The sequence below is a fragment of the Geothrix limicola genome, assembly GCF_030268085.1.
In the GTDB taxonomy this organism is placed as follows: Bacteria; Acidobacteriota; Holophagae; order Holophagales; family Holophagaceae; genus Geothrix; species Geothrix limicola.
In genome coordinates, this window is the sequence record NZ_BSDE01000001.1 from 919,601 (window position 1) to 934,438 (window position 14,838).

Here is a 14,838-nt window from a genome sequence, read left to right on the forward strand (position 1 = left end):
CTCCTCAGTGATGGCAGGCGGCGCAATCAGTCGGGGCCTGGGCGGGCTTGCCGGCCAACAGCTGTTTCTGGTTTTCGAGGCGATGGCAGGCCAGGCATTCACCCATGGCCAGGGCCATGAACTGCTCTACCCGCTCCTCGCCCTGGATCTCGCCATGGCAGGATTGGCAGGCCACCCCGGATCGGACGTGGCGGCTGTGCGGGAAGGTGACATGGGCGGGCAGGCGGTGGATGCGAACCCATTGGATCCCGCGCCCGCTGACGTAGGCTTCACGGAGCTTCTGGATGTCGGGACTGGGATTCGACTTCCCGGCGGGCGTGCCGGCCTTGTTGAGCACGGACTCGTGGCATTTCATGCACGTGCTGAGCGGGGGGATGCCCGCATGGCGGCTCGTTTCCGCAGCCGAGTGGCAGAATTGGCAATCGATCTTCAGCTCGCCTGCGTGCAGGGCGTGGGAATAGGCGATGGGCTGGATGGGCTTGTAGCCGCTCTGATCCCCCAGCAGGCGGGTGTCCAGGCTCAAGGCGAAGATCATGAGCGAGGCGCCGAAGGCCACACAGCCCGTGATGGCCACCGTCCTCAGTCTCATCGCAGTCCCTTTCGGTTCCAGATCACCACCTGGGGCCGCCGCCAGTAGTAGAAGACCGGAACCACCAGGAAGTGGACCAGGCGCGTGAAGGGCAGCAGGAGGATCACGGTGAACCCGCTGAGGAAGTGGACCTTCACCATCCAGGGCAGCGGCACGATGAATTCGGGCCGGGGCGCCAGCTTGACCAGGCTCCACAGGTAGGGCGCGGCATTGGTGGAGAACCAGGAGCTGCCCCAGCGGAAGCGGATGGCCACGTCGATGCCGCTGGCCACCTGGAAGAGCAGTACGGCCAGGAGCACGAGGTCTAGGGTGCTCGTCACCACCTTCACGCGGCGGTCCGCGAACCTTCGGATGATCAGGGCCACCACGCCCACCAGGGCCAGCAGGGCCATGGACAGGCCCGTGATTTCCAGCAGGTAGAGCCTCAGGGGGCGGGCGTTCCAGGCGATGATCGCCTCGGGCAGGAAGAAGGCGAAGAGATGCCCGGAGAGCACCCAGAGGATGCCCCAGTGCCATAGGCCCGAGCCCCAGAAGAGGTTCTCCGACTCCAGGAACTGGCTCGACAGGCTCGAATAGCTGAAGGGCCGCCAGGTGAAGCGGAGGATGCTCACCACGATGGCCAGCGCGAGGGCCACATAGGGGAATCCCACGAAGAGGAAATTATTCAGCACAGGCCGCCTCCGCAGGGGACGACTGGTCCGGGCTTTGCCCGGGCCGGGCGTGGGGGGGTCCGGGGGGGACGCAGAGGGCCGCATGGTCCGGGCGGTCCCCCTCGGAGGGCATTCGATCCACGGTGAAAATCAGGAAGAGCGCATGGAGCACATGGACGTAGGGGCTGTCTTTAAGGGCGGGCAGGACCTTCTCCACCGTGGGCAGGATGCAATCGTCCACAAGATCCATGGCGTCCTGGCGTTCCAGCCTCATGCCCAGGTCCAGCAAGTTCGGGAGGTGGTCCGGCAGGTTCTTGCCTTCTTCGATGCCGTGCTCGTGGAGGTGATGGCGCATCATGGCCATGAACTGGCCCCGCTGGTACGTCTCGCCGAACAAGTGCCAGCCCGCATCCAGACTGCAATCAGGATTGAGATCGAAACTGCGGGTGAACAGTTCCTGCAGTTCCCGCAGGTCGAGATCCTTGACCGTGAGGGCGAAGGCCTCCAGGTGTTCCTGGCAGGGATGTCCGGTGGCCATGGCCGCGTCGGCGAGGGAGGCGGCCAGTTCTGAGGTGCATTCTCCGGGATAGCGGAGCAGCTGGCTGATGGGGGGAATAAGGTGGACAGGTACCTTCATGATCACATCCCCCTCTGAGGCGCTTCGCGGAAGCCGAACCCTGAAGCGCCCTTGCGCTCCAACGGATTGGTGAGCACCTCCACCGCCTGCTCGCGATGCGAAGGCGGAATGACGAAGCGCTCCTCGAAGGTGCAGAGACTGGTGATGCGGTAGATTGCTTCGGCCTGCACGGGATCGCAATCGGCCTCGCGCAGACCTGCCAGAGCCAGCTTCATGTCCACGTCGCCCACGGTTTGGGCGCGCTTCCATGTGCGAATGGCCAGCATCTTCTTCATGGCGTAGCGCACCGGTGCCTCCTGCCCTGCCCCGAAGAGGTTGGCCAGGTAGGCCATGGGCAGGCGGGCCTGGTCCAGGGGCGCGAAGATCTCGTCCACGGAGGTGGGATTGAGGGCCACGCCGTTCTCCATGGAGTAGGTGACGGGCCCGAGGGCCGGCACGTAGAAGAGGCTGGGGAAAGTGCGGTACTCGGGATGGGGCGCCAGGGCCAGGCCCCAGGCCTTCACGAACTGGTAGACCGGGCTCTTCCGGGCGGCCTGCAGAGTCTGTTCGCTGACGCCGTTCCTGCGGGCCGATTCAATGACAGCCGGATCGTTGGGATCGGCCAGGAGATCGCGGTGAGCCGTCACCAGCTCCGCATCGGGCCTGAGGCCGGCGGCCTGGATCTTGTCGGCATCGTAGAGCAGGACGCCCATGTAGCGGATGCGACCCACGCAGGAGTGGAAGCAGGCGGGGGCCTGGCCCGTTTCCACACGGGGGTAGCAGAGCAGGCACTTCTCGGATTTGCCGGTGCTCCAGTTGTAGAAGACCTTCTTGTAGGGGCAGGCACTCACGCAGTAGCGCCAGCCACGGCAGACCTTCTGGTTCACGAGGACGATGCCATCCTCCCCCCGCTTGTAGAGGGCCCCGCTGGGGCAGGCGGCCACACAGGCCGGATTCGCGCAGTGGTTGCAGATGCGCGGCAGGTAGAACATCACCAGCGTCTCGATGGAGAGCAGCTGGAGCCGTTGTTCTTCGCTGAGCGCCGACAGGTTCACGTCGTTGCGGGCGTAGAGAGTGGAACCGCCCAGATCGTCGTCCCAGTTCGGACCGGCCTCGATGTCGATGTACTCCCCTGTGACCTTGCTGATAGGGATGGCCGTGGGCTGATCGTCTTGTTCGGGGCCCGTGAAGAGGTCTTCGTAGCGGTAGGTCCAGGGCTCGTAGTACTCGTCCATGGTGGGCATGGAAGGCTGGTGGAAGATCTTCTGGAGGAACTTGCCCTTGGCCGTGAGGCGCAGCTGGAGCTTGCCGTCCTTCACCACCCAGCCGCCTTTGTATTCCTCCTGGTTTTCCCACTGGGTGGGATAGCCTGTTCCAGGCTTGGTCTCCACGTTGTTCCACCACATGTAGTCGGCGCCCTTGCGGTCGGTCCACACGTTCTTGCAGGCGATGGAGCAGGTATGGCAGCCGATGCACTTGTCCAGGTGGAACACCATCGCCACTTGAGAGCGGATATCCATGTCGGTCCTCCTACCAGACCAGCTGGCCGAGCTTGCGGACGTAGACCACCGTTTCGCGGTTCACGCCGGTGGGTCCCCAGTAGTTGAAGTGGTAGGTGAACTGCCCGTAGCCGCCGACCATCAGGTTTGGTTTTAGCCGCGTCCGGGTGAGGCTGTTGTTCATGCCACCCCGCTTCATGCCGCGTAGGGGTGACTTGGGCACGCCGTAGGTGCGCTCGGTGGCGTGGTATTGGATGCAGGCGCCCTTGGGGATCCGGGCGCTCACGCAGCAGCGCACCACCACCACGCCGTTGTCGTTATGGACCTCCACCCAGTCGTTGTCCTTGAGGCCGATGGAGGCGGCATCCTCCTCGCTGAGCCACAGGGGATCCATGCCGCGGGACAGCGTGGTCATGCGCTCCGTGTCGCCGTAGGTGGAGTGGATGTGCCACTTGCCGTGCGGCGTGAGGAAGTTGAGCAGGAGCGTCTTCCCTTCCCGCTTGGAGCAGCGGAGGTCGCCGAGGATCTGGGCCGGCGGCGTGGGTTTGTAGGTTGGCAGGTGCTCGCCGAAGGCCAGGTACCCCTCATGATCCAGGTAGCAGTGCTGGCGGCCCGTGAGGGTGCGCCAGGGCACCATGCGCTCGACGTTGTAGGTGAAGGCCGAATAGGGCCGCTTCTCATCCACGAGCCCCGACCAGCAGGGGCTGTTGATGACGCGGCGGGGCTGGGAGAGCAGATCCTTGTAGGTGCGCTTGATGCCACGGTAGGGCTCAGCCAGGTCCTTGAGGGGCAGGCCCGTGCGCCCCTCCATGAACTGGTAGGCCCGGTAGGCCAGTTCGCCGTTGCATTCGGGCGCCAGGTGCAGGAGCACGTTGGCGGCATGGACATCCTCTTCCAGGCTGGGGCGGGCCTGGCCTTCCACCACCACCGTGGGGTGGGTGTTCAGCATGTCGTCGTAGATGTCGGCGATGGGATATTTCACGCCGTGGGCGCCGAGGCCTTGCTCGCGCACCATGGGCCCAAGCGAAATGAACTTCTCGTAGACGGTCTTGTAGTCCCGGGTCACCAGCTTCAGGCCCGGCATCGTTTTACCGGGAATGGCTTCGCACTCGCCGGCCATCCAATCCTTGATGTGGGGCTGGGCGATCTCCGCCGGTGAATCATGGGACAGCGGCGAAGACACCAGATCCTCGATGGGATCGGGCAGGTGCTTGGCGGCCAGGTCGCTCACCACCTTGGCCATGTATTTGAAGATGTCCCAGTCGCTGCGAGATTCCCAACAGGGCGGCACGGCCGCGGACAGCGGGTTGATGAAGCTGTGCATGTCCGTGGAATTCAGATCCGTCTTTTCGTACCAGGTGGCCGTGGGCAGCACGATGTCGCTGTAGAGCGCCGAAGTGTCCATGCGGAAGTTGATGTCGACGACCAAGTCCATCTTCCCGGTCACCGTGGGGCGCCAGGTCACGTCCTTGCAGGTGCCTTCAGCCACCTCTTCGGCAATGGCGTTGCTGTGGGTGCCAAGGTAATGCTTGAGGAAGAACTCGTGACCCTTGGCCGACGTGCCGATGGCGTTGCCCCGCCAGATGAACCAGACGCGTGGCCAGTTTTCCTGGGCGTCGGGATCCTCCACGGAGAAGCGGAGATCCTTCTTCTTCAGGCGGGAAACCGTGCTGGCGATGATGGCCGCCTCGTCCTTGGCGCCGGCCTTCCGGGCATCGGCCACCACGGACATGGGACTTTCGTTGTACTGCGGGTAGAAGGGCAACCAGCCGCTGCGAACGGCCCGGGTCTGCATGTTCATGCAGTGGCCTTCCACCAGCTCGCTGCCGTCCGGCACCGTGTTGTAGGCCTTGAACTCCTTCTCGTAGCGCCACTGGTCCGAGTTGACGTAGTGCCAGCTGGGGCCGTTCTGAAGGCGGTTCACGGGGATCCAGTCCCGGGCCATGGCGATGGCCGACCAGGACGCCACGGGCGCCAGCTTCTCCTGTCCCACATAGTGGGCGAGGCCGCCGCCGTTGGTGCCGATGCAGCCGCAGAAGACCAAGGCGTGCTGCGCGGCGCGGTAGATGAGGTTGTTGTGGTACCAATGGTTGATGCCCGCGCCGATGATGACGGTGCACTTGCCCTTGGTGAGTTCGGCCGTGCGAGCCCATTCGCGGGCGAAACGCAGGACGTTCTCGCGCGACAGGCCCGTGATGCGCTCCTGCCAGGCCGGTGTGTAGACGGCCGCCCCGTCGTTGTAATCCTTTGGATAGGCGCCGCCCAGACCGCGTTCCACGCCGAATTGGGCCATGAGCAGGTCGTAGACGGTGGTGACGAGGGCCGTGCCGCCATCGGCCAGCGCGACGCGTCGCACGGGCACACCGCGCAGGAACGTTTTCCCATCGGCGAAATCATCGAACTGAACCTGCTCGGATCCCTGACCCAAAAAAGTCAGCGAAGGGGCGATGGGGCTGTCGTCCTTGCCATCCTGCAGCAGCAGGTTCCACTCCCCCTGCTTGGTGCCCCAGCGGTGACCCACGGAGCCCTTGGGCATCTTCGGCGTCTGGCTGCCCTCGTCCCACATGAGGAACTTCCACTCGCCGTGTTCCTCGTTCGCGTACTTCGCAAGGCGTCCCGCTCGCAGCAACTGGCCCGGACGGTATCCGCCGTTCGTTTCCGTCAGTTCCACCAGGAAGGGACCGTCCGTGTAGGTCTTCTGGTAGTCCAGGAAGAAGGGCACCTGCTTCTGATGGTGGAACTCGGTGAGGATGACGTGGTTCACGGCCATCCAGAAGGCGCCGTCCTGGCCCTGGTGCACGGGCATCCACTCGTCGGCGTACTTGGCCACTTGGTTGAAGTCGGGGCTGAACACCACCATCTTCGTGCCGTTGTGGCGGCTTTCGGCGGCGAAGTGGCAGTCCGGCGTGCGGGTCATGTTCAGATTCGAGCCCATGACGGCCAGGAACTTCGCGTTGTACCAGTCGGCGCTTTCCTGCACGTCCGTCTGCTCGCCCCACATCTCGGGGCTGCTGGGCGGCAGGTCGCAGTACCAGTCGTAGAAGCTGAGGTTGGTGCCGCCCATGAGCTGGATGAAGCGCGAACCCGCGGCGTAGCTCAGCATGGACATGGCCGGGATCGGACTGAAGCCCGCGATGCGATCGGGACCATGGGTCTTGATGGTGTGGATGTTGGCCGCGGCGATGAGTTCGGCCGCCTGCTCCCAGGAAGCGCGGCGGAAGCCTCCCTTGCCCCGGGCGCGCTGGTAGCGGGCCCGCTTGTCGGGATCATTCTGGATGCTGGCCCAGGCCGCCACGGGGTCCTGGTGCTTGCCCTTGGCCTCTTCCCAGAGATCCATGAGGGCGCCCCGCAGGTAGGGGAACTTCACCCGCAGCGGGCTGTAAAGGTACCAGCTGAAGCTGATGCCGCGCTGGCAACCTCGGGGTTCGTAGGGCGGTACCTTCTCATCCAGCATCGGATAGTCGGTCACCTGCATTTCCCAGGTGACGATGCCTTCCTTCACGTAGATGTTCCAGCCGCAGCTGCCCGTGCAGTTCACGCCGTGGGTGCTGCGCACGACCTTGTCGTGGGCCCAGCGGTTCCGGTAGAACTCCTCCCAGGAGCGGGTTTCGGGATCGACGATATCGGTGATCCAGTGGCTCTGCTTGCGCTCGGTCATGTGAGTTCCTTCGGGATCAACGGCGGGGCTTGAGGTTGCGGCGCAGGCCGCGGAAGCGCTTGCGGCCCAGGCGGCCCGCCAGCAGCATCCCCGAAACCAATCCGACGATGCCGAGGACGGGGAAGGCCATGTCGGTGCGCGCCGGAGGCTGGGAGGCGATGCTCTTCAGGAACGCCCCCACGGCGAAGGCTTCCTCGCCCGTGAGCGGGGTCTTTTGGAAGACGCCCTGCATGGTCGGGAATGCGGGATTCTCGATGGCCGAAACCAGGCCCACGCCGAGTTTTCCTGAAGCCCCCGTGAGGTCCGGGCCCAGGCGGCCGCCGCCGAATCCGCCGAGGCCCTGGGCGCTGTGGCAGGAGAGGCAGGCGGGCGCCCCCGACTTGAAACGCGAAAGCCCGAGGAAGAGCCGCTGGCCCTGGCGGATATCCTCGGGCGTGGCCTGCCGGGCGATGGCTGCGGTGCCCAGGGTCTTGCCCGAGGCCGTGTAGTCGTCGATGAGCTTCAACAAGGCCAGGGATTCGGCGGCGGTCACGCCGAGGTCGGGCATCCGCGTGCCGTTGAATTCGCGAAGCAGGGCCGCAGCCGTCGCATCGCCGCCATCCAGTTGGGCCGATGGCATCTGGATGAATCGGGAGGACCAATCGTGGGGGCGGCGCTGGCCGAGCCCCTTCAAATCGGGACCCACCTTCCGGCCGGCGCCGATGGTGTGGCAGCTCATGCAGCTCTTCCGGAACTGGGATTCTGCATCCTGGGCGCCCAGCGGCTGGGACCATGGGAGGAGCAGAGTGGCCAGCAATACCAGTCGTGGCGCGGGCTTGGGAAACACGGCACCTCCTCGACGGAGCGGTCCGCGTCTGGGGCGGACATATTTAAGATGAATGATTCGGAAATATTTTCAAAAGTATGGAGCTCGATCTCCCCATTGCGCAAGGGGTATTGTCGAAAATAAACAGATGTGATTTGTTTTGTTTATTTATTGTTTTAATTGTAGTTAACAAATATTAATAACCCGTGTCGCCTTCGAAGCTCTCCTAAAGTCACGAGCCGGCAGACCCCTGGCTGGCGAACATCAGCCCGCCCCCTCAGAAGGCGAATTTCAAAAAAATGAGAAAAATCGGGCATTGTGCTTCGTGCAGTCGCAATTATATTCAGATTAATAATTCTTTAATAATGACATGGAAGGTCTATGCATCATTCCGATCCCGGCCTGCCCCCATCGCGTAGCCTCTTCCACGCGCCCACCCGTTACGCGCTGCAAGCCCTGGTGCGGATGCCGCATGATGGCACCTACCGCCTGGCGCGGAGTCTGGCCCGCGAACTCGGCCTGCCCGGACCCTTCCTAGCCAAGATCCTTCAGACCCTAGGACACGCTGGAATCCTGGAATCCCATCGAGGCCCCTCGGGTGGATTTCGCCTGAACCGCGCTCCTGAGCACATTTCCCTCAAGGAGATCGTGGTGGCCATGGAAGGGCCCGAACCCTTCGAGGCCTGCCTTCTGGGCCATCACGGTGGCGAGGACGGATGCCGGTGCCCCATCCGCCCCACCTGGGACATCCTTCAGAACCTCCTGACCACGGTGCTGGCCACGACCTCTCTCCGAGACCTCCAATCCTCCCAGGATTGGTCCCACCGTCCGGACGACCCGGACCGCCCCTTCGCCGCTCCTGTGTAAGTTTGATGATCACGTGATCCGAATCACTTTTTCACCCCGCCATTTTCTTTGGATTTAGGATTAAATATTCCGATTTGAAACCTCGGAGCCCCCATGTCCGAACGATCCCAAGCCGTCACCGCCCTGGCCATGAGCACCTTGGCCTTCACGTTCTGTTTCGCCGTCTGGACGCTCAACGGGGTTCTCGTCACCTTCCTGGTGGAGAACGGCCTGTTCCGGTGGGACACGGCTCAGATCGGCTGGCTCATCGGGATTCCCGTGCTCACGGGTTCCATCATGCGCCTGCCCGTGGGCCTGCTGACGGACCGCTTCGGCGGCCGGAAGGTCTACACGATCCTCCTGCTCCTTTCCGCCTTGCCCACCTGGCTGCTGGGCAGCGTGCACGACTACCAGGGCTTCCTCCTGGCCTCCCTTGGCTTCGGTCTCTCCGGCGCGGCCTTCGCGGTGGGCATCGCCTATTCCAGTGTGTGGTTCAGCAAGGCGCGCCAGGGCACGGCCCTGGGCATCTTCGGCGCGGGCAACGCGGGGTCGGCCATCACCAGCATGGGCGCGCCGCTCCTCTTGAAGAAGCTCACGTCGGGTGGTGCGAACCTGGAGGCCTGGCGCACCCTGCCTCGGATCTACGCCATGGTCCTGCTGGTCATGGGCGTGTCCTTCTTCCTCCTCACCCACGAAAAGAAGGCCGAGGGCGCCAAGGGCAAGTCCTTCGCACAGATGCTCACGCCCCTGCGCAACGTCCGCGTGTGGCGCTTCGGGCTCTACTACTTCCTCGTCTTCGGTTGCTTCGTGGCCCTGGCCCAGTGGCTGATCCCCTACTACGTGGGCGTCTACGGCATGAGCCTCGTCATGGCGGGCCTCCTGGCCTCCCTGTTCAGCCTGCCCTCGGGCCTCATCCGCGCCGCGGGCGGCTGGATGTCGGACCGCTTCGGCGCCCGCACGGTCATGTACTGGACCTTCGGCCTCAGCATCTTCGCCTGTGCGGCTCTGATGGTGCCGCGCATGTCCATCGAAAGTCCCGGCCCCTCGGTGCTCGCTCAGTTCGGCGGCGTCGTCACTGAAGTCCACCCCGGGCATATCACCGTGGGCGAAACAACCTATCCGCTGCGCACGAAGGCCGCCGAGCCAGAGCTTCGCAACGAGCAGATGCTCGTGCTGCCCCAGAGTCGCTTCTGGCAGAGCCCCGTGGTGAAGGTCGGCGACCGCGTGAAGAAGAAACAACTGCTGGCTTCGGGCACCACCCATGTGTTTTTCCAGGCCAATGTCTGGATCTTCACCTTCCTCGTCTTCCTGGTGGGCATCGTCTGGGGCATCGGAAAGGCGGCCGTCTACCGCTACATCCCGGACTACTTCCCCGACGAGGTGGGCGTGGTCGGCGGCATCGTCGGCGTCATCGGCGGCCTGGGCGGCTTCGCGGGGCCCATCCTCTTCGGCTACCTGCTGCGCGCCACGGGGCTGTGGACAACCATGTGGGTGTTCCTCATGGGCCTTTCCGCCGTCTGTCTGATCTGGCTTCATACGGTGGTGCGGCGCATCACCCGCGAGCAGAATGAAACCTTCTTCACCCGTTTCGAACACCATGCCCCGGCCATCTCCCCCGATGATGCCGTCGAACCCGCCTGAACCGCCCAGGAGAATCCATGGCCAAGCTCACCAACTGGAAACCTGAAGATCCCCAGGCCTGGGCTGCCGGCGGCAGCCGCACTGCCTGGCGGAACCTTTCGATCTCCGTGCCCGCCCTGCTCTCGGCCTTCTGCATCTGGATGTTCTGGAGCGTGCTGACGGTGCGCATGAAGGAGGCAGGCTTCCCCTTCACCGCCGCCCAGCTCTTCACCCTCATCAGCATCGCGGGGTTGAGCGGCGCCACGCTGCGCATCCCCAGCGCCTTCCTCGTCGGCCTGGCGGGAGGCCGCAACACCATCGCCCTCACCACGGCCCTGCTCGTGGCTCCGGCCCTGGGCGCGGGCATCGCCCTGCAGGACAAGGCCACGCCCTTCGCTACCTTCGCGATCCTGGCGGCCCTCAGCGGCGTCGGCGGCGGCAACTTCGCTTCATCCATGGCCAATATCAACGGGTTCTTTCCCAAGCGCTTGGCGGGCCTCGCGCTGGGCCTGAACGCGGGCATCGGCAACCTGGGCGTGAGCATCATGCAGGTGCTCGTGCCAGCGGTCATGGGCGCGTCGATGTTCGGCGCCCTGGCCGGCGCACCCCACCTGAACGCAGCGGGCCGCCAACTCTGGGTGCAGAACGGCGCCCTCGTCTGGGTGCCTTTCCTTGCCGTGCTGGCGGTGCTGGCCTGGTTCTTCATGGACAACCGCGAAGGCCAGGACTGCGAGCCCACGGGCCTCGCCCTGCTCAAGATCCTCGGCCTGCACCTCATTGGTTTCGCGGCCACGGCCATGGGCGTGATGCTGCTGCTCCGTTTCAAGCTCGGTCTGATGCTCCAGATGGGTGTGCTGGTGCTCACGATCCTCGTCTGCCTGGGCCTCATGAAGCTCCTGCCGGGCAAGATCAAGACGGGCCTGGACGCGCAGTTCGCCATCTTCCCCAAGAAGCACACCTGGATCATGACCGTGCTCTACCTCATGACCTTCGGAAGCTTCATCGGCTTCAGCTCCGCCCTGCCCCTGCTCATCAAGGTGGTCTTCGGCCGCTTCCCGGTGGGCGTGCTGAACCCGCACAGCCCCAACCCCCTGGCCTACGCCTTCCTCGGGCCCCTGGTGGGTTCCATCGTGCGGCCCATCGGCGGCCTGCTCTCGGACAAGTTCCGCGGCTCGCGCGTCACCCAGTGGGCCACCGTACTGATGATCCTCGGCGCCCTGGGTGTGGCGCACTTCGTCAAGCTGGCCCAGGCCGCGCCGGATCCGGCGGTCCACTTCATGCCCTTCCTCGTGCTCTTCCTGCTGCTCTTCGTGGCCTCGGGCCTGGGCAACGGCTCCACCTTCCAGATGGTGCCCTTCATCTTCGAGCCCAAGCTCGCGGGCCCGGTGTTGGGCTGGACATCGGCCGCGGCGGCCTACGGCGCCTTCATCATTCCCGCCATCTTCAAGATCCAGGTGGATGCCGGCAAGGTGGAGGTGGCCCTCTATGGTTTCGCCCTCTTCTATGTGCTCTGCCTCGTCCTGAACTGGTACTACTACGCCCGGAAGAACGCCGAGGTGAAGTGCTAGGAAGCGTTCAGGCCCTCAGGACGACCTGGGCCTTCAGCGCCCGCTCATAGCGATGGTTGACCTCATCCCAGTTCACATTCTGGAAGAAGGCCTCGATGTACTTGGCTGCGGCTGCGCCGTAATCCATCTGGTAGGCGTGTTCGTACATGTCCATCACGAGCAGGGGCAGGCCTGCCGCGAGGGTCTGGCTGTGATCCCCTGCCCAGGATAGGCGCAGCTCGCCGCTGGGCAGGTGAAGGTCGAGGATGGCCCAGCCGCTGCCACCAGCCAGGCTCATCCCTAGCGCGCGGAAGGACTGCTCCCATGCGCCGAGCGAACCCCAGGTGGCCGCCAGGGCCTTGGAAACCGGGCCATCGGCCTTGCCATCGCCGCCCAGGTTGCCGAAGTAGGCCTCATGCAAGGTCATGGAGTTGGCGTAGGCCAGCTCTTTGGCGCGTAGACCACCCACCAGGAATCCCGGCGCGTCTTTCGTGGCCTTGGCCAGTTCGGCGCGTACGGCGTTCAGGTTCTTCACGGCCCCCGCGTAATTGTTGTCGTGGTGGGACACGATGAGCTTTTCCGAGAGGCCCTTCAATCGCGCCGGGGCGAACGGGAGGGGTTTCGGCGTCAAGGTGGGAGGCGGCGCTGGTGACGAAGCCTGCGGATCCGGGAGTTTCAGTTCCCCTCCCCCCAAGGCCAGGGTGGCCGCCGCAGCACCACCGCCCACCAACAATTCCAAGGCCTTCCGACGAGTCACTTCCATGGGAACCCCCGAGGTCGAATGGTGAGCCCCAAGGTAGGAGCCCGACCCATCTTGTGCAAGATACATTTGTATCTATCATTGATTCATATGCTTTGAGGCGGACATGGCCGAGACTCCCGCGCAGTGGCTGCTGTTGATCCACCAGCTCCCACCCCATCCGGCCTATTTCCGCGTGAAGGTCTGGCGCCAGCTCCAGGGCCTGGGATCCGTCGCCCTCAAGAATTCGGTCTATGCCCTTCCCCTCAGTGAGGGGACCCGCGAAGACTTCCAGTGGATGGTGCAGCAGATCGAGGCGGGGGGCGGTGAAGCCAGTGTGGTGGAAGCCGCGTTCGTCGATGGCCTTTCAGACGGGGAGCTGAAGGAGCGCTTTCGCGCGGCCCGCGATGAGGACTACGCCGCGCTCCAGGAGGAACTCCAGGCGATTCGGAAAGCGCTTCCCAGGAAACCCGACGAAGCCCGCAAAGGAGAGGCCGAAGCCCAGCTTGCCAAACTGAGGAAGCGCTTCACGGATCTTCAGGCCATCGACTTCTTCGCCGCCGGGGGCGCCGCCGAGGTGCGCACCCAGATCGGCCGGTTGGAGGGGCTTCTTGCTCCGGAATCGGTCGGCGCCAAAGGCGGTCCCGCCTGGAACATCGCGGAGCTTCAGGGGCGCACCTGGGTCACCCGCAAGGGCGTCCATGTGGACCGTATCGCCTCGGCCTGGCTCATCCGCCGCTTCATCGATCCCAAGGCGCGGTTCCGTTTCGTGGATCCCAAGACCGCCCCGATCCGGAAGGACGAGCTTCGCTTCGACATGTTCGAAGGCGAGTTCACCCACGAGGGCGACTGGTGCAGTTTCGAAACCATCCTCCACCGCCTGGGCTTGGAGGATCCGGCCCTGCGCGTCCTTGGTGAGCTGATCCACGACGTCGATCTGAAGGACGCCAGGTTCAGGCGACCCGAAGTGGCCGGCTTTGATCGGGCGATCCTGGGTGTGGCCCTGCTGCACGCCAAGGACGAGGCTCGCCTGGAGGCCGGATCGGGCTTGCTGGACGCATTCTATGCCGCCTTCCAGAAAGCAGCGTCATGAGCTCGAATCGGGAAGCGGTTCCCCTGGGTACCTTCCTGGCCTACTTCTTGAGGCTAGGCACCCTCGGTTTCGGGGGTCCCATCGCCCTGGCGGGCGCCATGCACCGCGACCTGGTGGAGCAGCGCGGCTGGATCAGCGAAGCCGACTACCAGGAGGGGCTGACCCTCGCCCAGGTTTCGCCCGGCCCCTTGGCGGCCCAGCTCGCCATCTACCTGGGCTACGTGCGGGCGGGCATCCTCGGGGCCAACCTGGTGGGTCTCGTCTTCATCCTGCCTTCCTTCCTGATGGTGCTGCTCCTCGCGGCGCTCTACCTGAGGTTCGGCGGCCTCCACTGGATGCAGGCCGTGTTCTACGGCGTGGGGGCCGCGGTCATCGGCCTCATCACGCGAAGCGCCTTCAAGCTCGCCAAGGCCACGCAGAAGCGGGATGCCCTGGCCTGGGGGATCTTCGCGGTCGTGGGCCTGACCACGGCCATCACCGGGCGGGAATGGGTGCTGCTGGTGATCGGCGGCGGGCTGCTGTTCTGGCTCGTGAAGACCCGCCCCTGGCGTCATGCCCCGGCCAGCCTTGGCCTGATGCCCCCCTTCTGGATGACAGGATTGCACGGCCCCGCCGCCCTGGGCACCGTGGGCGGGATCTTCCTTTTCTTCGCCAAGGCCGGGCTCTTCGTCTTCGGCAGCGGGCTCGCCATCGTGCCCTTCCTGCGGGGCACGGTGGTGACGGAATTCCATTGGCTCACCGAGCAGCAGTTCCTGGATGCGGTGGCCGTGGCCATGATCACACCGGGCCCCGTCGTCATCACCGTGGCCTTCATCGGCTACCTGGTGGCGGGCCCCTTGGGTGCGGTCGCGGCGGCGCTCGGCGTGTTTCTGCCGGTCCTCGTGGTGGTGATCCTCGCGGCCCCGCTTTTGCGACGCCACGGCCAGCGGCCCGGCCTCAAGGCCCTGGTTCAGGGCATCACCGCCGGCGCGGCTGGGGCCATCGCCGGGGCGGTGGTGGTGCTGGGTCGAGGTGCCATCCGCGACCTGCCCACGGCCCTCATCGCCCTTGGCACCCTCGGCCTCGTTTGGAAGACGAAGATTCCCGAACCCGTGCTGGTGCTTGCGGCAGCGATGTCGGGAAGCTTGCTCTTCCGAGGCTGATGGATCGACACAGGCCGCGGCACACACGGACCTT

Annotated in this window: 12 protein-coding genes; 5 read left to right on the plus strand and 7 right to left on the minus strand. The window is 64.7% G+C overall.

From position 1 onward, the window contains the following. Window positions 1–4 precede the first annotated feature (4 nt). Genes QSJ34_RS03920 through QSJ34_RS03945 form a run of 6 tightly spaced genes read right to left on the minus strand, consistent with a single transcriptional unit; the run spans window position 5 to window position 7,838 of the window. Entirely contained in the window at window positions 5–589 is a 585-nt protein-coding gene (locus tag QSJ34_RS03920) for a cytochrome c3 family protein (protein ID WP_285570597.1), read from the minus strand. Further along, entirely contained in the window at window positions 586–1,260 is a 675-nt protein-coding gene (narI, locus tag QSJ34_RS03925) for a respiratory nitrate reductase subunit gamma (protein ID WP_285570600.1), read from the minus strand. Before narI ends, QSJ34_RS03920 begins: the two co-directional genes overlap by 4 nt. Then, window positions 1,250–1,876, minus strand: a complete 627-nt coding sequence (locus QSJ34_RS03930; protein ID WP_285570602.1) for a nitrate reductase molybdenum cofactor assembly chaperone — start codon at window positions 1,874–1,876, stop codon at window positions 1,250–1,252. The genes narI and QSJ34_RS03930 overlap by 11 nt, the downstream gene beginning before the upstream one ends. A 2-nt stretch (window positions 1,877–1,878) precedes the next feature. Continuing rightward, the gene (gene narH / locus QSJ34_RS03935; protein WP_285570605.1) at window positions 1,879–3,375 is read right to left on the minus strand and encodes a nitrate reductase subunit beta; all 1,497 of its coding nucleotides are present in this window, start codon (window positions 3,373–3,375) and stop codon (window positions 1,879–1,881) included. A 10-nt stretch (window positions 3,376–3,385) separates the two neighbouring features. Further along, a complete protein-coding gene (locus QSJ34_RS03940; RefSeq protein ID WP_285570608.1) occupies window positions 3,386–7,012 on the minus strand; it encodes a nitrate reductase subunit alpha in 3,627 nt (1,208 codons plus the stop codon). Window positions 7,013–7,028: 16 nt separating this feature from the next. Then, entirely contained in the window at window positions 7,029–7,838 is an 810-nt protein-coding gene (locus QSJ34_RS03945) for a c-type cytochrome (RefSeq protein WP_285570611.1), read from the minus strand. 360 nt (window positions 7,839–8,198) lie between these two features. Between QSJ34_RS03945 and QSJ34_RS03950 the strand changes: the two genes are divergently transcribed. The 3 genes from QSJ34_RS03950 to QSJ34_RS03960 all read left to right on the plus strand — a co-directional run bounded on the left by QSJ34_RS03950 (window position 8,199) and on the right by QSJ34_RS03960 (window position 11,851). Next, a complete protein-coding gene (locus QSJ34_RS03950; protein WP_285570614.1) occupies window positions 8,199–8,684 on the plus strand; it encodes an RrF2 family transcriptional regulator in 486 nt (161 codons plus the stop codon). A 93-nt stretch (window positions 8,685–8,777) separates the two neighbouring features. After that, window positions 8,778–10,304 carry an MFS transporter gene (locus QSJ34_RS03955; RefSeq protein WP_285570617.1) on the plus strand — a complete coding sequence of 509 codons (1,527 nt, stop codon included), beginning with the start codon at window positions 8,778–8,780 and terminating at the stop codon, window positions 10,302–10,304. Between the two features lie 17 nt (window positions 10,305–10,321). Then, a complete protein-coding gene (locus tag QSJ34_RS03960) occupies window positions 10,322–11,851 on the plus strand; it encodes an MFS transporter (protein ID WP_285570619.1) in 1,530 nt (509 codons plus the stop codon). A 7-nt stretch (window positions 11,852–11,858) separates the two neighbouring features. Here the strand turns inward: QSJ34_RS03960 and QSJ34_RS03965 are convergent, their stop codons facing one another. Next, complete coding sequence (locus tag QSJ34_RS03965) at window positions 11,859–12,593, minus strand: superoxide dismutase (protein WP_285570621.1); 735 nt, start codon at window positions 12,591–12,593, stop codon at window positions 11,859–11,861. A 103-nt stretch (window positions 12,594–12,696) separates the two neighbouring features. Between QSJ34_RS03965 and QSJ34_RS03970 the strand changes: the two genes are divergently transcribed. Both QSJ34_RS03970 and QSJ34_RS03975 read left to right on the plus strand, forming a co-directional pair. Further along, window positions 12,697–13,662, plus strand: coding sequence for a chromate resistance protein ChrB domain-containing protein (locus QSJ34_RS03970; protein WP_285570623.1), 966 nt, complete (start codon window positions 12,697–12,699; stop codon window positions 13,660–13,662). Beyond that, window positions 13,659–14,804, plus strand: coding sequence for a chromate transporter (locus QSJ34_RS03975; protein ID WP_285570625.1), 1,146 nt, complete (start codon window positions 13,659–13,661; stop codon window positions 14,802–14,804). Before QSJ34_RS03970 ends, QSJ34_RS03975 begins: the two co-directional genes overlap by 4 nt. Window positions 14,805–14,838 lie beyond the last annotated feature (34 nt).